General features: G+C 64.2%; 15 protein-coding genes. All 15 read right to left on the bottom strand.

Annotated features, from left to right (window positions below; genetic code table 11):
- Window positions 1-91 precede the first annotated feature (91 nt).
- The 15 genes from recN to X739_RS163265 all read right to left on the bottom strand — a co-directional run bounded on the left by recN (window position 92) and on the right by X739_RS163265 (window position 19,582).
- A complete protein-coding gene (gene recN, locus X739_RS163335) occupies window positions 92-1,765 on the bottom strand; it encodes a DNA repair protein RecN (RefSeq protein WP_023769672.1) in 1,674 nt (557 codons plus the stop codon).
- Between the two features lie 185 nt (window positions 1,766-1,950).
- Window positions 1,951-2,820, bottom strand: a complete 870-nt coding sequence (locus tag X739_RS163330) for an outer membrane protein assembly factor BamD (RefSeq protein ID WP_023769671.1) — start codon at window positions 2,818-2,820, stop codon at window positions 1,951-1,953.
- Between the two features lie 260 nt (window positions 2,821-3,080).
- Window positions 3,081-4,031, bottom strand: coding sequence for a UDP-3-O-acyl-N-acetylglucosamine deacetylase (lpxC, locus tag X739_RS163325; protein WP_023769670.1), 951 nt, complete (start codon window positions 4,029-4,031; stop codon window positions 3,081-3,083).
- 280 nt (window positions 4,032-4,311) lie between these two features.
- A complete protein-coding gene (ftsZ, locus tag X739_RS163320; RefSeq protein WP_015317216.1) occupies window positions 4,312-5,997 on the bottom strand; it encodes a cell division protein FtsZ in 1,686 nt (561 codons plus the stop codon).
- Window positions 5,998-6,063: 66 nt separating this feature from the next.
- Window positions 6,064-7,371: a cell division protein FtsA gene (gene ftsA, locus X739_RS163315; RefSeq protein WP_023782702.1), complete on the bottom strand. Its 1,308-nt coding sequence runs from the start codon at window positions 7,369-7,371 to the stop codon at window positions 6,064-6,066.
- Window positions 7,368-8,309 carry a cell division protein FtsQ/DivIB gene (locus tag X739_RS163310; RefSeq protein ID WP_023782703.1) on the bottom strand — a complete coding sequence of 314 codons (942 nt, stop codon included), beginning with the start codon at window positions 8,307-8,309 and terminating at the stop codon, window positions 7,368-7,370. The genes ftsA and X739_RS163310 overlap by 4 nt, the downstream gene beginning before the upstream one ends.
- On the bottom strand, window positions 8,297-9,223 hold the full coding sequence (locus tag X739_RS163305; protein ID WP_023769667.1) for a D-alanine--D-alanine ligase: 927 nt from the start codon (window positions 9,221-9,223) through the stop codon (window positions 8,297-8,299). The genes X739_RS163310 and X739_RS163305 overlap by 13 nt, the downstream gene beginning before the upstream one ends.
- Window positions 9,224-9,525: 302 nt before the next feature.
- The gene (gene murB / locus X739_RS163300; RefSeq protein ID WP_031251925.1) at window positions 9,526-10,491 is read right to left on the bottom strand and encodes a UDP-N-acetylmuramate dehydrogenase; all 966 of its coding nucleotides are present in this window, start codon (window positions 10,489-10,491) and stop codon (window positions 9,526-9,528) included.
- Window positions 10,488-11,888, bottom strand: a complete 1,401-nt coding sequence (murC, locus tag X739_RS163295) for a UDP-N-acetylmuramate--L-alanine ligase (RefSeq protein ID WP_023769665.1) — start codon at window positions 11,886-11,888, stop codon at window positions 10,488-10,490. Before murC ends, murB begins: the two co-directional genes overlap by 4 nt.
- The gene (gene murG, locus X739_RS163290) at window positions 11,885-13,012 is read right to left on the bottom strand and encodes an undecaprenyldiphospho-muramoylpentapeptide beta-N-acetylglucosaminyltransferase (protein ID WP_023792177.1); all 1,128 of its coding nucleotides are present in this window, start codon (window positions 13,010-13,012) and stop codon (window positions 11,885-11,887) included. Before murG ends, murC begins: the two co-directional genes overlap by 4 nt.
- Before the next feature lies 1 nt (window position 13,013).
- Window positions 13,014-14,165 carry a putative lipid II flippase FtsW gene (gene ftsW / locus X739_RS163285; protein WP_015317209.1) on the bottom strand — a complete coding sequence of 384 codons (1,152 nt, stop codon included), beginning with the start codon at window positions 14,163-14,165 and terminating at the stop codon, window positions 13,014-13,016.
- Window positions 14,165-15,565, bottom strand: coding sequence for a UDP-N-acetylmuramoyl-L-alanine--D-glutamate ligase (murD, locus tag X739_RS163280; RefSeq protein WP_023782706.1), 1,401 nt, complete (start codon window positions 15,563-15,565; stop codon window positions 14,165-14,167). Before murD ends, ftsW begins: the two co-directional genes overlap by 1 nt.
- An 8-nt stretch (window positions 15,566-15,573) precedes the next feature.
- Complete coding sequence (gene mraY / locus X739_RS163275; protein WP_023769662.1) at window positions 15,574-16,656, bottom strand: phospho-N-acetylmuramoyl-pentapeptide-transferase; 1,083 nt, start codon at window positions 16,654-16,656, stop codon at window positions 15,574-15,576.
- A gap of 17 nt (window positions 16,657-16,673) precedes the next feature.
- Entirely contained in the window at window positions 16,674-18,131 is a 1,458-nt protein-coding gene (locus X739_RS163270) for a UDP-N-acetylmuramoylalanyl-D-glutamyl-2,6-diaminopimelate--D-alanyl-D-alanine ligase (RefSeq protein ID WP_023769661.1), read from the bottom strand.
- A complete protein-coding gene (locus X739_RS163265; protein ID WP_023782708.1) occupies window positions 18,128-19,582 on the bottom strand; it encodes a UDP-N-acetylmuramoyl-L-alanyl-D-glutamate--2,6-diaminopimelate ligase in 1,455 nt (484 codons plus the stop codon). The genes X739_RS163270 and X739_RS163265 overlap by 4 nt, the downstream gene beginning before the upstream one ends.
- Window positions 19,583-19,620 lie beyond the last annotated feature (38 nt).

Here is a 19,620-nt window from a genome sequence, read left to right on the forward strand (position 1 = left end):
GTTTTCGGAAAAGATCATTCCTGAACAGCAGGATGGAGCCATATCCTGACTCGCCCCATGACACCTGATCGTCTCATGACGCCGGATCGTCTCACGCCGCGTTTGTATTCTCGCGCAACAACCGCTCGGCGGCGGCGCGCGCCTCGTCGGTGATCGTGGCGCCGGCCAGCATGCGGGCGATCTCCTCCTGCCGCGCAGTCCTGTCCATCTCGGCAATTCCGGTCGCGACACGGTCGGTGCTGCCCGATTTGGAGATCAGGAAATGTGTTGCCGCGCGCGCCGCCACTTGCGGCGCATGGGTGACGGAAAGCACCTGGACGCGCTTCGACAGCCGCGCCAGCCGCTGGCCGATGGCGTCGGCCACGGCGCCGCCCACCCCGGTGTCGATTTCGTCGAAAACCAGAGTCGGCGCCGAACCACGGTCGGCCAGCGCAACCTTTAACGCCAGGAGAAAGCGCGAAAGCTCGCCGCCGGAGGCAACCTTCATCATCGGCCCGGGCCGCGTGCCAGGATTGGTGCGCACCCAGAACTCGATCTGGTCGATGCCCTCTTCCATGCGCGCCTCGGCCTCGCTCTTCATCTCGACGATGAAGGCCGCGCGTTCGAGCTTCAGCGCCGGCAGTTCGGCCATGACCGCCTTGGTCAGACCGACCGCCGCGGCATGGCGAAGCGAGGATAGCTGTGCGGCGGCGATATCATAGGCTTCGCGCGCGGCGGCTGCCTGCTTTTCCAAGCCGTGCAGGCGTTCTTCGCCGGCATCGAGATCGGCGAGATCGGCAACCATCGTATCGCGCAGCTGCGCCAGGTCGTCGACGGCGACGCTGTGCTTGCGTGACGCCGCCCGCAGTGAAAACAGTCGTTCCTCGGCTTTCTCCAGCCGCTGTGGATCATACTCCGTGGCACGAAGCGCGGCCTCGACGCCCGACTGCGCCGCGTCGAGCGACAGCATGGCTTCGTCCAGCGATTTCACCACGTCCTCGAGCACGCCGGGCGCTTCCGACGCCTTGCGCTGCAGCCGTCTCAGCAGGCTGGCCAGTTGCGGCAAGGGCGAGGACGGGCCGGATAGCACATCCTGGGCGTCGTGAATTTCGGAAGCGATCTTCTCGGCGCGCATCATGTGGGCACGCAGCTCGGCAAGTTCGGTTTCCTCGCCCGGCTGCGGATCGAGCTTGGTCAGTTCGGCAACCGCGGCGCGCAGATAGTCCGCCTCGCGCGCGGCGGCTTCCACCTTGGCGCGATGGCGCGTCAGCTCCTGCTGGGCGGCGCGCCAGTGCCGCCATGCCTCGCCGGTCGAGCGGACGGCGCCGAGATGGCCGCCGAAAGCATCGAGCACATCGCGATGCGCCCCGGGATCGACCAAGGCGCGTTCGTCATGCTGGCCGTGGATCTCGACCAGCGCGCGGCCGACATCGCGCATCAACGTCACGCTGGACGGCTGGTCGTTGACGAACACACGGGTCCGGCCGTCCGCCGTTTGCACGCGCCGCAGGATGACGTCGCCATCGTCCTCGATCGCGTTTTCGGCAAGCAGCGCGCGCACCGGATGGTTGCGCGGAACATCGAACACGGCAATGACCTGGCCCTGGGACGCGCCGTGACGCACCAGCGAGGCATCGCCACGCGCGCCGAGCGCCAGCGACAGGGCATCGAGCAGGATGGACTTGCCGGCGCCGGTTTCGCCGGTCAGCACGGAAAGACCCGGCTGGAAGTCGATGTCCAGCTTTTCGATCAGGACGATATCGCGGATCGACAGTCTGGAAAGCATGAGAAACCGGACCTATTGCATGCCGCCCAAAAGTGGACCCGCTCCGGGATAACGACAGGCACGAAAACAAAAAGATAGAGGCGGCACCCGACAGTTGGAGTCGCAGCGCCGCACTATCTTTTTGTTTGAGCTTCGGATCAATCCGAAAAAGCGCGCTGTGCGCGCTTCGCTCGGAGGCTCTGCGGTTAGGCGCCGGTGATCAGCTTCCCGGCCTTGGATATCCACGACCCGGCATTTTCGCGCGGCGCCAGCCCGTTGCTCTGCAGCAGCTTGTAGGAATCCTTGTACCACGAACTGTCGGGATAGTTGGTACCGAGCACCGCGGCCGCCGTCTGGGCCTCCGAGGTCAAGCCCAACGCGTAATAGCTTTCGGTGAGGCGCGCGAGCGCTTCCTCTACGTGGCGGGTGTTGGAATAGCTTTCGACCACGGTGCGGAAGCGTTTGACGGCGGCGATGTACTCGCGGCGCTCCAGATAATAGCGGCCGATCTGCATTTCCTTGCCGGCGAGCTGGTCGTTGGCGAAGCGGATCTTTTCCTTGGCATCGTCGACATACTCCGACGTCGGCCAGCGTGTCACCAGGTCCTGCATGGTCTGCAGGGTCTGGCGTGCTTCCTTCTGGTCCTGCGTCACATCCTTGATCTGGCGATAGTAGCTGAGACCAATGATGTACTGGGCATAGGCCGCGTCATCCGTTGACGGATAGAGAGCCAGGTACCGCTTCGCCGACTGGATCGCGTCGTCGTAGCTGCCCTTTCGATAGTCGGCGAACGCGCCCATCACCATCGATTTGCGGGCCCATTCCGAATAGGGGTGCTGGCGGTCGACCGCGTCGAATTTCTTGCTTGCCTCGTCCAGGCGGCCGGCGTTCAGATTGGCCAGGCCCTGATTGTAGAGAACGTCGGCCGGTTCGGTCTGATCGACATAGGTCGACAGATCGATGTCTTTTTCCGACGACATGCAAGCCGCCAGAAAGAGCGATGGAACAACCACCGAAAGCGCCAGGAAGACAGACCGCTGCGGCGCTTTCGATTGACCGAATCGCTTGAAGAACATGATTGGATTGCGCCCTTTCGGCGTTATTTTAATGCTCGTTGCATGCAGTTGTCCCAAAACTGGTCCCCACTTTTGAGCGACATGCACTAATCAACGGCAGCAGCCATAAACCATAACCGCCTTGCCCGGCAACGCTATGTCCAGCCAATCGCGCATTTTTGTGGCGGCGGACCGCGGCTTGAAAATCTACGCAATTTCGCCGGTGGATGATGCATTCATGCAACACCCACATCCATAAAATCCAAAAAAAATTAAGAAAATCAGATCATCCAGGGCGCATAGAGAGGCGCATTGACGGCGTTCATCTCGGCGGCCCGGCCACGCTCGCGGCGTGTCGTCTCGACGATCTCGAAGGCGGTGCGGTCCGACAGCAGGCGCCGCAGCGCCGCGGCGTTCAGCCGATGGCCGCCGCGATAGGAGCGGAAACATCCGATGAATCGCGCGCCGGCCAGCGCCAGGTCGCCCATCGCGTCGAGCGTCTTGTGGCGCACGAATTCGTTGGGATAGCGCAGGCCGCCCATGTTGATGACGCGGTTGTCGTCACCGATCACCAGGGAATTTTCCAGCGAGGATCCCAGAGCATAGCCGGCGGCCCACAGCCGCTCGACGTCCTTCATGAAGCCGAAGGTGCGGGCCCGCGCGATGTCGCGGCGGAAAATATCGGCATTGATATCGGATGCGAAGAACTGACGGCCGATCGCCGGGCTTTCGAAATCGATTTCGACCTCGAAACGGGTACCGTCATAGGGCCTGAACTCGGCCCAGGAGGCGCCGTTCTCGATGCGGACCGGCTTGACCACCCTGATATAGCGCCGCTTGACGGCCAGCGTCTCGATGCCGGCCTGGTCGATGGCTTCGACGAACGCCATGGCGCTGCCGTCGAGGATTGGGACCTCGTGGCCGTCGATCTCGATGATGACGTTGTCTATGCCGAGTCCTAACAGGGCGGCCATGATGTGCTCGACCGTGGCGATATGCTCGCCCGAAGGATCGCCAAGCATGGTGCAAAGGTCGGTGGCGCCGATCTCGGAAAACAGGGCGCGGAACTCACGGCCCCGCCCTTCTCCTTTCAGGAGCTGGAACGCGATGCCGGTATCGGCATCCGCGGGCAGGAAACTGATGGAAACTTCTTTGCCGCTGTGGACGCCGGTGCCTGTAAGCGACGCGCGCGTCTTCACTGTCGTCTGATGGTCGTGCAAGACAATCCCCATGAGCCCGTAACGCCTAGGTCCGCTTCTCCAGCCCGAGGGCGCGGCTCTTGTTAAATCGGCAAGCAGGGCGACTTCCCCCGAAATCCTGGCAAACCGACTATAGTTGGCAGCGAAGATAATGTCCCGGCAGGGAGACTCCAAATCACGGTTTCTTACTCTTTGTAACCACGAACTGGAACATGTACGACGTCATAAACCATTGATTGTACGCTATTTTTAACGTTAACAGGCAAGCAATTTCTTGCTTGCCTGTTAACGATTGTTACAGTCCGTTAACCGCTCAGTTGGCCTGGCGGCGCAGGAACGCTGGAATCTCGAGCTGGTCGTCGTCCTGAGTCGCCCTGGTCTGCGGCGTCAGGCGGCCCTGATCGTCCAGCTGGCCGCGCCGCGGCGCGTAAAGCTGGGCGTCCTGGCTGGCGAGGCGGCGCACTTCCGGTGCGGCTTGGCGCAGCTTGGGCTCGCGCGGCTGCGCCGGCTGCAGCCGTGCAGGCTCCTCCTCGCGGCGGGTCAGGCCATTGGTCAGGCGCTTCAGGAGGCCCATCGGGCCGCTGTTTTCGTGGTCGGCCGGACGGCTCTTGGCGTCGACCTCGGCCTTGACGACCGGCGGAAAGTCCTCGACGCGCGGCATGCGCTGCGGTGCCATCGCCACCGGCTGCTGGACCTCACGCAGCATTTCGCGCGGCTGCGGAGCCGGCTGCATCATCTGTTGGACGACCGGCTGCACCATCGGCTGCGGCTGTGCGGGCGGTGCCTGGAAGATCTTGCTCTGCGGGCGGAAATCGTCCGCATGGGCGACCGGAGCCGGACGAGCCTGAGCCATGGCCGCGGCATTGGCTTCGGCCAACTGGATGGCTTCGGCAACCGGATCGGCGGCGCGTGGCTCATACACCGTCTGCTGGACCGGCGCCGGGCGGCTTTCCACCGGGGCGACGGCCGGCCGGGCAGCCTGCTTCGGCGGCGCGGTACGGATCGAGATCGGCGCGGCGGCTATTTCGGCCGCCGACTTGTCGATGCCGGTGGCGACCACCGAGACCCGGATGACGCCTTCGAGCTCCTCGTCGAAAGTGGCGCCCAGGATGATGTTGGCGTCCTGGTCGACTTCCTCGCGGATGCGGGTCGCCGCTTCGTCGACTTCGAACAGGGTCAGGTCGCGGCCGCCGGTGATCGAGATCAGCAGGCCCTTGGCGCCCTTCATCGAGGTCTCATCGAGCAGCGGGTTGGCGATCGCGGCTTCCGCCGCCGCCATCGCGCGGCCCTCGCCCGAAGCCTCGCCGGTGCCCATCATCGCCTTGCCCATTTCGCGCATCACCGAACGGACGTCGGCGAAGTCGAGGTTGATCAGGCCTTCCTTGACCATCAGGTCGGTGATGCAGGCCACACCGGAGTAGAGCACCTGGTCGGCCATCGCGAAGGCGTCGGCGAAGGTGGTCTTGTCATTGGCCAGCCGGAACAGGTTCTGGTTGGGGATGACGATCAAGGTGTCGACGCATTTCTGCAGCTCCTCGATGCCGAAATCGGCCGTCTTCATGCGGCGCTGGCCTTCGAAGTGGAACGGCTTGGTGACGACGCCGACGGTGAGAATGCCCTTCTCGCGCGCTGCACGGGCAACAACCGGAGCAGCACCCGTGCCGGTGCCGCCGCCCATGCCGGCGGTGACGAAGCACATATGGGTGTTGGTGAGATGGTCGAGGATCTCGTCGATGCACTCTTCCGCCGCCGCGCGGCCGACTTCCGGCTGCGATCCGGCACCGAGCCCCTCGGTGACATGCGCGCCAAGCTGAATCAGCCGAGAGGCCTTCGACATGGTCAGCGCCTGCGCGTCGGTGTTGGCCACGACGAACTCGACACCGCGCAGTCCGGCGGTGATCATGTTGTTCACGGCATTGCCGCCGCCGCCGCCCACACCGAACACGGTGATGCGCGGCTTAAGCTCGGTGATGTCCGGCTTCTGCAGATTGATGGTCATTGTCTCCGTCCTTTGCCTTTCACGCCGCTTCGCCGCCGCGGCCGCCTATGGGGCTGTCCCCGTCAATTAGAAACTGTCTCTCAACCACTGACTCATGCGATGCAGTTTTCCACCCGTTCCGGTCATTCTGAGACCGGAAATGCCTTTCGCCGGATGGCTCTCGAAGCTCGCCATCTGCGGATAGATCAGAAGCCCGACCGCGGCCGAGAAGGCAGGGCCTTTCGCCGCTTCGGGCAGGCCCGCCACGCCGAGCGGGCGACCGATGCGTACATTGCGACCCAGGATGCGGCGCGCCGCTTCCGGCAGGCCGGCCAGCTGGCTGGCGCCGCCGGTGAGCACGACGCGCTTGCCGACCGCATTGCCGTAGCCGGACTTGTTCAACCGGTCGCGCAGGAGTTCGAGCGTCTCGTCGATCCGGGCGCGCACGATGCGCGTCATCACCGAACGCGGGATCTGCAGCGGCACGTCGCCATCGTCGCCGATCGGCTGGATCGAGACCAGGTCGCGGTCGTCGGCGCTGCCTGGCAACGCCGAGCCGTGCATCACCTTCAGCCGCTCGGCGGCATCGAGCGAGGTCGAAAGTCCCTTGGCCATGTCGAGCGTGACATGGTTGCCGCCGATTGCGATGGCGTCGCCATGGACGAACTTGCCTTCCGAAAACACCGAGATCGTCGTCGTGCCGCCGCCCATGTCGATGCAGGCGGCTCCGAGTTCCAGCTCGTCGTCGACCAGTGCCGCCAGCCCGCTGGCATAGGGCGTCGCCACCATGCGCTCGACCGACAAATGCGAGCGGTTGATGGAGAGCTCCAGATTGCGCATCGGCGCCGCATCGCCTGTCAGCACATGCATGTCGACGCCAAGCGTGTCGCCCACCATGCCACGCGGATCGCGCACGCCACGCTCGGCATCGAGCGAGAAGCCGACGGGCAGCGAATGGACCACCTCGCGCTCGGCCTTGAGCGCCTGCTTGGCACCGGCGCCGAGCACGCGCTTGACGTCGGCTTCGTCCGCCTCGTGGCCGCCAAGATTGATGGTCGCCGAGAAGCTTTCGCTCTTCAGCCGGCCGGCGGTCATGTTGACGATCAGCGAATCGACCGTCAGCCCGGCCATCCGTTCGGCGGCGTCGACGGAGAGGCGAATGGCATGCTCGGCACGGTCGAGATCGACGATGACGCCGGACTTCACGCCTTGCGATTTCTGGTGGCCGATGCCGATGACCTGGATGCGATGCGAGCGGCCGCGCAGGAGCTTGCCGTCATCGTTCGGCTTGAGCTTGGCCACCATGCAGCAGACCTTGTTCGAGCCGACGTCCAGCACCGTCAGGGTGCCCGACCGGCGCGACGAGGCATCGCCAGAACCGCCAAGCCAGCTCATATCTTCGTCTCCGGCTTGCGCTTGAGGGTTTTCGGCTTCTCGTTGAGCGCGGCTTCGCGCTGCGTCGCCGCCTGCGGCGTCAGCTCCACGACCAGCCGGTCTGTCAGGCGCATGTCGACGGCGGCGATGTCGCGCGACAACAGCCCCTTGTCATGGTCCATCTTGACGAGTTCGGCGAGCGCCTGATCCTCGTCATCCTCGGGCAACTTGATCGTGATGCCGTTATCCAGCTTCAGGTCCCAGCGCCGTTCGCCAACGCGGACATAGCCTTTGATGCGGGCGGCGAGGTCGGGATAGTGTTCGATCCTGGCCAGGAAATCAGGCGCCTTGGCGGGCGCACCGGTGCCGATCAACAGCGGCAGGAGCACCTGCCTGCCGCCTGAGAACGGCACGATGACGGCGCCATCCTTCTCGATGACGGAGAGGTCGTTGCCCTGCTGCCAGAGCGCGAAAGCCGCACGCTCCTCGACCCGCACTTCCAGCGTGTGCGGATAGACCTTGCGCACCGCGGCAACTTGGATCCACGGCAGGGTCGCGATACGCTCCCGCGCGGCCTCGGCATCGAAGCCGATAAGCGACGTCCAGCCATCGAGTTCCAGCCTATCGAGAATGTCGATCTCCGAAGTCTGGCGGTTGCCGACCACCTTGACCTGGTCGACCGCGAAGCCGGTGCGGGCGGTGATGCTTTGAATGATGCCGTCGGCATGACCGCCGAGGTAGGCGCCATAGGCGCCACTCGAGGCCAGCAGCACCGATGACATGATCGCGGCGGAGAAGCGCGGCGCCTGGAATTCACCATCGCCCAGGCGCGTCAGGATGCGGACCGGGCGGCGAAGCACGCGCGGCAGAACGAAATGGTCCAACGACAATGGCAGGCCGAACAGCGACGGCCCGGCCGCGCCCCTCACCTTACCCTGTCCCCATTTCAACGCAGACACGAAGCGTCCTCCACCATCCAACTCAACAATTCACCAAACGAATGCCCGGCATGGGCGGCAATTTCAGGCACCAGAGACGTCGGCGTCATGCCCGGCTGAGTGTTGACCTCGAGCCATACAACCTCGCCATTTTCGGAGTGACGATCGTCATAACGGAAGTCCGACCGGGAAACGCCCCGACAGCCGACAGCTTGGTGAGCCTTGAGCGCCAGTGTCTGTATTTTTTGGTAAATATTCGGTGAAACTTTTGCGGGGCATTCGTGTTTTGATCCGCCCGCGACATATTTTGAATCATAGTCGTAGAAGGAATGGCCCGTCGGGATGATCTCGCAGACGCCAAGCGCCACATCGCCCATGACGGCGCAGGTCAGCTCGCGCCCATGGATGTAGCGCTCGACCATGACGGTATCGCCATATTTCCAGTCGGACGACCCGATCACCTGCGGCGGGTGCGATTGCCCCTCCGACACGATGACGACGCCAAAGCTCGACCCCTCGCTGACCGGCTTGACCACATAGGGCGGCTTCATCGGATGCTTGTTCTGGATGGAGAACCGGTTGGCGACCTTCGATTCGGCAACGGGGACGCCGACCGACTTGACGATCTTCTTCGCCTGTTCCTTGTTCATGGCAAGCGCCGAGGCCAGCACGCCGGAATGGCTGTAGGGAATGCCGAGATATTCGAGGATGCCCTGGATGGTACCGTCCTCGCCAAAAGGCCCGTGCAACGCATTGAAGGCGACGTCAGGCTTGAGCTCGGCAAGCACCGAGCCGACATCGCGCCCGACATCGACGCGGGTGACCTGGTAACCCTCCTGCTCCAGCGCATCGGCACAGGCCTTTCCGGAAGAAAGGGACACGGGCCGCTCGGACGAGAAACCTCCCAGCAATACGGCCACATGCTTGCTTTTCATTCCCCGTCATCCCCTCTCACCGCGGACCAAAAACCCAAGATTTCCGCTACATTGAGTCCGAGTCTCCCGGCAGGTTGCCCCCCCAGACGGAAAACGCTGAAAACGCGTCGAACGACTCAAATCAGGAAACGCTTTAGGGCAGAGAATCAGAGAGTTGATTCACTGGCAAGCACTTATGATTCCGAGAGATTCACTTTCTGAGAAAATGGATCCGAAAGCCGTGTCGCTGAGTCTTTGCAGCAACTATTTCACGGCATTTCGATCCGGTTGAAGTTCACGCATCACGTGAACTTCAAGAGGCGCTAGAGAAGCTGGCCGAGGAACTCCTGGACGGCGTATCCGGAACGGAAATTGCCGATGCGCTTGATCTCCCACTGCAACCGGATGCCGGAATGCTCGAGCACCCGCGCACGCACCGTCTCGCCGAGGTATTCGAGGTCGTAGCCGGTCGCGGTTCCGGTGTTGATCATGAAGTTGCAATGCATCGGCGACATCTGCGCACCTCCGATCATCAGCCCGCGGCAACCCGCCTTGTCGATCTCCTTCCAGGCCGAAGTGCCTTCCGGATTCTTGAAGGTCGAGCCGCCCGTCTTCTCGCGGATCGGCTGCACGGTCTCGCGATGGTTCTGCACCGCTTCCATCGCCGCCTTGATCACCGCCCTGTCCTCGGCAAAGCCTTCGAAAACGGCCGAAGTGAAGATCAGCCCGGCGGGCGCCGCCGAATGGCGGTAGGCATAGCCCATCTCAGCATTGCTCAGCGTTTGGGCGTTGCCCGCGCGGTCGAGCGCCCGGACCTCGACGACGCGCTCGCGCGTCTCGACCCCGTTGGCGCCGGCATTCATCCTGAGCGCGCCGCCGATAGCGCCTGGAATGCCGTGATAGAAATGAAAGCCGCCAATGCCGGCCTCGAGCGCCACCGCCGCCATGCGCTTGTCTGGCGTGGCGGCACCTGCTTTGATCCTGATCGGGGAAACGATCTCGGCCTCGCCAAAGCCCTTGGCCGAAAGCCTGATGACGAAACCCGGAATGCCGCCGTCGCGGACCAGAAGGTTCGAGCCTACACCAACGATGGTCAAGGGTATCTCTTCTGGAACGGCTCTGAGGAAGGCCGACAGATCCTCCTCGTCCGCCGGCTGGAACAGCGCCTCGGCAAGGCCGCCAGCCCGGAACCAGGTGATCTTGTCCATCTCGGCATTCGGCGTGATGCGGCCGCGCAGGCCGGCCAGGCGGTCGCCAAGTCTGTCGATCAGGGCCTGGCCGTTCATCATGGGGCGGCAAGCTCCTTCGGCAGCGCATAGGCCCACTGAGTGATATTGCCGGCGCCGAGAAAGACGACGAAGTCGCCGGGCTTGGCGATGTCGCGGATGACGGGCGCGATGTCGGCCGGCCCCTCGATGTAGCGGGCGTCGCGATGGCCGCCGGCGCGGATACGTGACACCAGCGCGTCCGATGTCACGCCGTCCATCGGCTCTTCGCCGGCGGCGTAGACCGGGGCGACCATCACCGTGTCGGCATCGTTGAAGCAGGCGGAGAACTCGTTGAACAGATCATGCAACCGGGTGAAGCGGTGCGGTTGGGCAATGGCGATGACACGCCCGTTGGTGGCGCTGCGCGCCGCCTTCAGCACCGCCGAGATTTCGACCGGGTGGTGGCCGTAATCGTCGAACACGTCGACACCGTTCCAAGAACCGGTGTGGGTGAAGCGGCGCTTGACGCCGGCGAAGGACGACAGGCCCTTCTTGATCGCCTCGGCCGACAGGCCGAGTTCGTGCGCGACCGCGATCGCGGCGGTCGCGTTGGAGACATTGTGGCGGCCGGGCATCGGCAAGCGCAGGCCCGATATCGCCGTCTGGCCGCGCCCCTTGCGGTCGCGGATGATCACGTCGAACTCCGAGGTCGCCCCCGCCATGCGATGGTTGGTGAAGCGCACATCGGCCTGCGCGTTCTCGCCATAGGTGATGACGCGCCGGTCCTCGATGCGCCCGACCAGCGCCTGCACTTCCGGATGATCGGTGCACATCACTCCGAAGCCATAGAAAGGCACGTTCTCGACGAACTGGCGGAACGCTTCGCGCACATTGTCGAAATTGCCATAATGATCGAGATGCTCGGGATCGATGTTGGTGACGACGGCGATGTCGGCCGGCAGCTTGAGGAAGGTGCCGTCGCTCTCGTCGGCTTCGACCACCATCCACTCGCCATCGCCCATCCGGGCGTTGGTGCCGTAGGCATTGATGATGCCGCCATTGATGACGGTCGGGTCGAGCCCGCCGGCCTCGAGCAGCGTCGCCACCATCGAGGTCGTCGTCGTCTTGCCGTGCGTGCCGCCGATCGCCACCGCCTGGCGGAAACGCATCAGTTCGGCCAGCATCTCCGCGCGGCGCACGATCGGCAACAGCTTTTCACGCGCCGCCTTCAGCTCCGGATTCGACTTCTTGATCGCCGTCGAGACGACGATGACCTCGGCTTCACCGAGATTCTCCGCCTTGTGGCCGACGAAGCATTCGATGCCCTTGTCGCGCAGCCGCTGTACATTGGCGCTTTCGGCCTGGTCGGACCCTTGCACCTTGTAGCCGAGATTGTGCAGTACCTCGGCGATGCCGCTCATGCCGATGCCGCCAATGCCGATGAAATGCACGAGGCCGATGGTCTGCGGCATCTTCATGGGTGCGTCCCCTTCCTAAAATCCGATACTGTTTTGCGGGACGCAATAGCCTCTGTGAGGTCGGCGAGCAACCGCGCCGCGTCGGGCCTGCCCACCGACTTGGCCGCGGCAGCCATCGTCGCCAGCCGCTCCGGTTGGTCTATCAGGGCGCCGAGCAGTGCCGCGATGCGCTCGGGCGAAAGCGAGGATTGCACATGCACTTCGCCACCGCCAGCGGCCGCAAGCGCGGCTGCATTGGCCGCCTGGTCGTGGTCGAGCGCGAAGGGGTAGGGCACCAGCAACGCCGGCCGGCCGATGACGGCGATTTCCGACACGGTCGAGGCGCCGGAACGCGAGATTACAAGATGCGCGGCCGCTATGCGCGCCGCCATGTCGGTGAAGAACGGCGAGACCTCGACGGCGACACCGAGCGCGGCATAGGCCGCCTTCACCCGAGCCACGTCGTCCGCGCGAGCTTGTTGGGTCATGACAAGGCGCTTGCGCTGTGCATCGGAAAGCAGCGCGATTGCCCCCGGCATGGCATCGGAAAAGAATTGTGCGCCCTGGCTGCCGCCGAACACCAGCAGGCGGAAGGGCTCATCCCCGGTTGAAGCAGCGTAAGGCGTCCTGGCCGCTTCGAGCACAGCCGGGCGGACCGGATTGCCGGTCGTCACCGTCTTGGCGCCGGCCGCGCTTTCATCCTGCGGCAGGAAGCCGCCGGCGATCGCGTCGACACGGCCGGCCAGCGCCCGGTTGGCGCGCCCCATCACCGCGTTCTGCTCGTGAATCAGCGTCGGCACCTTGCGCCGCGTCGCCGCGTAGAGCGGCGGCAAGGTCGGATAGCCGCCAAAGCCGACCACGGCCTCCGGCTTGATCCTGCCGATGACGGCGGAGGCCTTACGCACGCCGCTCCAGATTTTCCAGAAGGCGCCGAGCAGGGCAAAGGGATTTTTCGAGCCTAACGTCGCCGACTGGATCGGATGGACGGCGGCCGCCGGAAAATGGGCGGCAAACCGTTCGGCCCGGGTGTCGGTCGCCAGATGCACCGCCCAGCCGCGCTCGAGGAGTTCATGCGCTAGCGCTTCGGCTGGAAACAGATGTCCGCCGGTTCCGCCCGCGGCGAGAAGGATAACGCCTCTGGCCATGTCACTCCGCCGGCATCGCGCGCTGCGGCAGGGTAAAGCCCATCTGCTTGCGCTTTTCCGGCCGCTTGCGCGTCAGCGCCAGCACCATCCCCATTGAGATGGCGATGGCGATCTGCGAGGAGCCGCCATAGGAGATGAAGGGCAGCGTCATGCCCTTTGCCGGCACCAGTTGCAGGTTGACGCACATGTTGATCACGGCCTGCAGGCCGAACACGGTGACCAGACCGCCGACCGCATAACGGGTGAAGTCGTCATGCTCCTTGAGCGCCGTGTTGAGACCGCGCAGCACGATGAAGGCGAAGATCGACATGATGAAGAAGCACATGATCAGCCCGAACTCCTCGCCCGCGACCGAGAAGACGAAGTCGGCATGGCTGTCGGGGATGACACGCTTGACCGTGCCCTCGCCCGGCCCGACACCGAACCAGCCGCCATTGATCAGCGCATCGCGGCCCATGTCGACCTGGAACGTGTCGCCCTCGCCGGTGAGAAACTTGTCGATGCGCAGCGCGACGTGCGGAAACACCGTATAGGCGGCGAAGACACCGCCGACGCCGGCGGCGCCCAGCACGATGATCCAAAGCCATGGCAGCCCCGCCATGAAGAACATGATGCCCCAGGTGCCGGTGGTCAGCATGGTCTGTCCGAGATCCGGCTGCGCCACCAGCAGCGACACGACCAGCACCAGGAGCAGCATGGCGAACAGATTGCCCGGAATGTCGGGCTGGCGCTTGTGCTCGGCGAACAGCCACGCGCACATGATGACGAAGGCCGGCTTCAGGAACTCGGACGGCTGGATGGACAGGCCGGCGAGCGACACCCAGCGCCGCGCGCCCTTCACCTCGACGCCGACATAGAGCACCGCCACCATGAGCACCAGCATCAGACACAGCATGATCAGCGACATGCGCCGGATCTGCCTGGAATCGAGGAAGGAGACCGCCAGCATCACGCCGAGCGCAGGCACGGTGAAGATGATCTGCCGGGTGGCGAAATGGAAACTGTCGAGGCCGATGCGTTCGGCCACCGCGGGACTTGCCGCGAAGGACAACACGATGCCGAGCCCCATCAGCGACAGAAACGCCGCCAGAAACCAGCGATCTATGGTCCACCACCAGGTTGCGACCGGACTTTTGTCGAGACGGCTCTGCATTATCGTGCCCCTCCGATGGGTTTGACGCCATCCATAGCGCTCGCAGCTTGCCTGAAGGCTTCGCCACGGACCTCGAAATTCTTGAACTGGTCGAAACTGGCGCAGGCCGGCGACAACAGCACCACCGCCTCGCCACTGTCGTCCTTGGCCGCGTCATGCGCGGCATGCTCGACCGCCGCCGCCAGCGTGCCCGAGATCTCGTAGGGCACGGCCTCGCCGAGCGTCGCCGAAAAGGCGGGCGCCGCCTCGCCGATCAGATAGGCCTTGGCGATGCGCGGGAAGAAACCGCGTAGCGGCTCGATGCCGCCTTCCTTGGGCAGGCCGCCGGCGATCCAATAAATGCGATTGAAGCTGGACAGCGCGGGTGCCGCGGCATCGGCATTGGTCGCCTTGGAATCGTTGACGAACAGCACATGGTCCTTGCGGCCAACCTGCTCCATGCGGTGCGCCAGACCCGGGAAGCTTTCCAACCCAGACTGGATCTCGCCAAGGTTGAGCCCGACCTTGAGGCAAGCCGCGACGGCGGCCAACGCGTTTTGCGCATTGTGCTGACCACGCAGCGAGCCAATGCCTTCGAGGAAGGCAACCCGGCTGTAGCGGCCGTGCACGGCTTCCATCAGATTGGTGCCGTCGGCGAAATAGCCGTCGGTCAGCGGCAGGCGCTTGGAAATGCGGACGACCTGTCGCCCTGCCCGCTCCAGCCGATCGGCGATCTGCGCGCACCAGGAATCGTCGATGCCGATGATCGCCGTCTCGCTGCCCGCCACCAGCCGCTCCTTGATGGATGCGTAGTGCTGCATGGTGCCGTGGCGGTCGAGATGGTCGGGCGTCAGATTGAGCAGGATGCCCGCCGTCGGATCGATCGAGGGCGCAAGGTCGATCTGGTAGGACGAGCATTCGACTACATAATGCCGGCCGGGCTTCGGCGGATCGAGCGTCATCACGGCACGACCGATATTGCCACCCATCTGCGTGTCGCGCCCGGAGGCTTGAAGAATATGCGCCGTCAGCGCCGTCGTCGTCGACTTGCCGTTGGTGCCGGTGATGGCGATGAAGGGAGCATCCGGCGCACGCTGCATCCGTTCCCTGCAGAACAGCTCGATATCGCCGATGATCTCAACGCCAGCCCCGCGCGCCAATTCCACGCTCCAGTGCGGCTTGGGATGGGTCAGCGGCACGCCGGGCGACAGCACGAAGGCGGAAAAACCGGCCCAGTCGGCGCTACGCAAATCGCCGGTGGCGATGCCGGTCGCGGCTGCCTTGGCGACGCTGCCGGGATTGTCGTCCCAGGCCAGCACCTCGGCTCCGCCCTCGATCAGCGCGCGCGCCGTGGCGATCCCCGAGCCGCCGAGCCCGAAGAGCGATACACGCTTGCCTGCGAAGGATGCGGCGGGGATCAAGTGGCGGCCTATCTGAGCTTGAGGGTGGAAAGACCGACCAGCGCCAGGATGACGGCGATGATCCAGAAGCGGATCACCACCTGGCTTTCGGTCCAGCCGAGCTTTTCGAAATGATGGTGGATAGGCGCCATCAGGAACACGCGCTTGCCGGTCATCTTGAAGTAGCCGACCTGGATGATGACCGAGAGAATCTCGACCACGAACAGGCCGCCGACGATGACGAGCACGATCTCGTGCTTGGTGGCGACGGCGACCGTGCCGATCAGGCCGCCCATGGCCAGCGATCCGGTGTCGCCCATGAAGATCGCCGCGGGCGGCGCGTTGAACCAGAGGAAGCCGAGGCCGGCGCCGATGACCGCGCCAAGCACGACCGCCAGTTCACCTGTGCCGGGCACGAAATGGATCTGCAGATATTCGGCGAAAACCGCGTTGCCCGAGAGATAGGCGATAACGCCAAAGGACGCCGCCGCGATCATGATCGGCACGATCGCCAGGCCGTCGAGGCCATCGGTCAGGTTCACCGCATTGCCGGCGCCGACGATGACGAAGCAGGAGAACGGAACGAAGAACCAGCCCAGGTTGATGATGAATTCCTTGGCGAAGGGGAACGTCAGCGACGACGAGAATGGCGCCTGGCCATTGTGCATGATCGCCCAGGCGGCGATGCCGGCGATAGCGAACTCCAACGCAAGCCGCGCCTTGCCGGAGAAGCCGAGATGCGACTGCTTCGTCACTTTCAGATAGTCGTCATAAAAGCCGATCGAGCCGAAGCCGAGCGTCACCAAAAGCACCACCCAGACATAGATGCTGGACAGGTTCGCCCACAAAAGCGACGAGCCGATGATACCGGACAGGATCATCAGTCCACCCATGGTCGGCGTGCCTGCCTTCTTGAAATGGGTCTGCGGCCCGTCGGCCCGGATCGGTTGGCCCTTGCCTTGCCTGAGCCGCAGCGAATTGATGATGGTCGGCCCGAAGATGAAGACGATCAGCGCGGAGGTGATCAGCGCCCCGCCGGTGCGGAACGTGATGTAGCGGAAGACATTGAAGACAGAGACCTTGTCCGCGAAATCGACCAGCAGTGTGAACATGCGCTTTCGTCCCCCGACTAGGTCTGGTTGCTTGTTGTCGTTTCAGCCGGGAATTTGCCCAGCAGCGCATCGACCAGTTTTGCAAAACCGATGCCCTTCGACGATTTGATCATCACCACGTCGCCCGGCTTCAGCGCGGCGAGCAGCACCGGCTTCAACTCCTCGACACCGGAGCGGTATTCCGTCCTGATATCGTCCGGCAGCGCTTCCGCCAGCGACCGCATTTCCGGGCCGCCGAGAAAGACTGTCCGCGTCCCCGTGCCGACGATGAGATCGGCAAGCGCGGCATGCAGCTTGGCCGAGTGATCGCCGAGTTCGAGCATGTCGCCAAGCACGGCGATGCGCCTGCCCTCGCCCGTCACCGGCGTCGCGTTGAGCAGCGCCATCGCCGCTGCCATCGAGGCCGGATTGGCGTTGTAGCTCTCGTCGATCAGCGTGATCGAGCCACCTGCCTGGCCCGAAATCGGGCTCCCGGGATGCCTTAGCACGTGGCGCTTGCCGCGCCCGCGCTCGGCCGAAAGATCGGCCAGCGCCAATGCAACCTTGTCGAGATCGGCGCCAACCAGATGCGCGGCGCCGAGCACCGCCAGCACGTTCTGCACCATGTGCCGGCCGGGCGCGCCGATACGGGCGATCATATCGTGGCCGCTGATCCTGGCGGCGATGTCGGAATGGTCGGCATGCAACTCACACTTGACCAGCTTGAAGGTCGAGCGCGCATTCTCGCCGAAGCCAAGGATATGCTCGACGCCGGCAGCCCGTGCCATCCTGTCCAGCAGCTTGAAACGCGCGTCGTCGCGGTTGAGTACGGCAGCACCATCGGGCTCAAGGCCCTCGAAAATCTCGGCCTTGGCCTTGGCGATCTCGTCCAGGTTGCGGAAGAAGCCAAGATGCGCGGCCGCGATCATGGTGACGATGGCGACATGCGGCCGCACCATCTTCACCAGCGGCCGGATCTCGTTGGGGTGGTTCATGCCGATCTCGAACACGGCATAATCGCAATCGGCGGGCATGCGCGCCAAGGTCAGCGGGACACCCCAATGATTGTTGAAGGACTGCGCCGAGGCATGCACCTTGCCGACGGCCGAAAGCACGTGGCGCAGCGCCTCCTTGGTCGTGGTCTTGCCCGCCGAGCCGGTCACCGCGACGATCTTGGCTTGCGAGCGGGCGCGTGCCGCGACACCGAGCTTTTCCAGCGCGACCAGGACGTCGTCGACGACAATGATCGGCGCGGTCAACCGACCAAGTGAGGGCAGCTTGCCTTCTGCCACCACCAGCACGCCGGCGCCGGCCTTGATGGCCGCGGTGACGAAGTCATGGCCGTCCATCGCCTCGCCCTTGATGGCAAAGAAAGCGTCGCCCGGCTGCAGGCTGCGGCTATCGATCGAAATGCCCGATATGCCTTCGGGCATGGGGCCGAGCGGCCGCCCGTCCGTGGCGGCAACCAGCGCTTCCGACGTCCACAGCAAGCTCATGCGGCATGCCCCCGGAGCGCGCTGCGCACTTCCTCGTGGTCGGAGAAATGCAGGGTTTCCGAGCCGATCGTCTGGCCTTCCTCATGGCCCTTGCCGGCCACGATCAGTGTGTCGCCGGCATGCAGCATGGCGACAGCCTCGTGGATAGCCTTGCGCCGGTCGCCGATCTCCATGGCGCCGGGCGCGGCCTCAAGAATGGCGGCGCGGATGGTTTCGGGCACTTCCGAGCGCGGATTGTCGTCGGTGACGATGACGACATCGGCAAGCCGTGTCGCGATCTCGCCCATGATAGGTCGTTTGCCACGATCGCGGTCGCCGCCGCAGCCGAAGACGACCATGACACGGCCGGTGGTGAACGGACGCACCGAGGCCAGCACATTTTCGAGCGCGTCGGGCTTGTGTGCGTAATCGACATAGACCGGCGCGCCGCTCGCCGTGGTGCCGACGAGATCGAGCCGGCCCGGCGCGCCTTTCAATTTCTGCAATGCCGCCAAGGCTTTGGTGACAGGCATTCCAGTGGAAATGGCAAGCCCCGCCGAAACCAGCGCATTCGCAATCTGGAAATCGCCAGCGAGCGGCAGGTCGATCTCGTGGATCACACCGTCGGCCTCGACCTCGGCACGCTGGCGATGACGCTCATGCTCGACCCGCTTCAGCCTGAGGAAATCGCCATGGCGGCCGACCGTCAGCACGTCGAGCCCGGCGGCCCGCGCTGCCTTTATCGTCGGTTCGGACCACGGATCGTCGGCGAAGACGATGGCGGGGGCGCCCTTCGGCAGCAGCGTATCGAACAGGCGCAATTTGGCGCGATGATAATCCTCGATCGTCGGATGGTAATCCATGTGGTCGCGGCCGAGATTGGTGAAGCCCCCGGCCGAGAGCTTCACCCCATCGAGGCGGCGCTGGTCGAGACCGTGGCTGGAGGCCTCCATCGAGGCGTGGGTAACGCCGGCATCGGCCAATTCCCTGAGCAACCGGTGCAGGGCGACCGGATCGGGTGTCGTCAGCGAACCATATTCGTTGCGGCCGGGCGCGACCACGCCAGTGGTCCCGATCGAGGCGGCGGCGTATCCCGCCTGTTCCCAAATCTGCCTGGTGAAGGCGGCGACCGAGGTTTTGCCGCTGGTGCCTGTAACCGCGACCATGGTTTGCGGCTGTTTGCCGAAGTAGCGGGCGGCACTCAACGCCAGCGCTAGGCGCGGATCATCGACCGCCAGCACCGGAACCGGCAAATCGGCAAGGGCGCTGCCTTTGCCGACCACGATCATGGCGGCGCCACGCCGGGCCGCGTCGGCGGCGTAGCTCGCGCCATCGGCCTTGGTTCCGGCAAGCGCGAAAAAGACGACGCCCGGTTTTACCTGGCGGGAATCGGACGAGATGCCGGTAACCTCCAGATCGGCGGAAGCTGTTCCTTCGACTGGCAGGATACCGGCTAAATCTTTGAGCTTCATCGAGTCCCGTTCACCGCAACAAAATAGCGCGCAGTTGC

Origin of the sequence: Mesorhizobium sp. LNHC209A00 (genome assembly GCF_000502915.1) — a bacterium.
Taxonomy (GTDB): domain Bacteria; phylum Pseudomonadota; class Alphaproteobacteria; order Rhizobiales; family Rhizobiaceae; genus Mesorhizobium.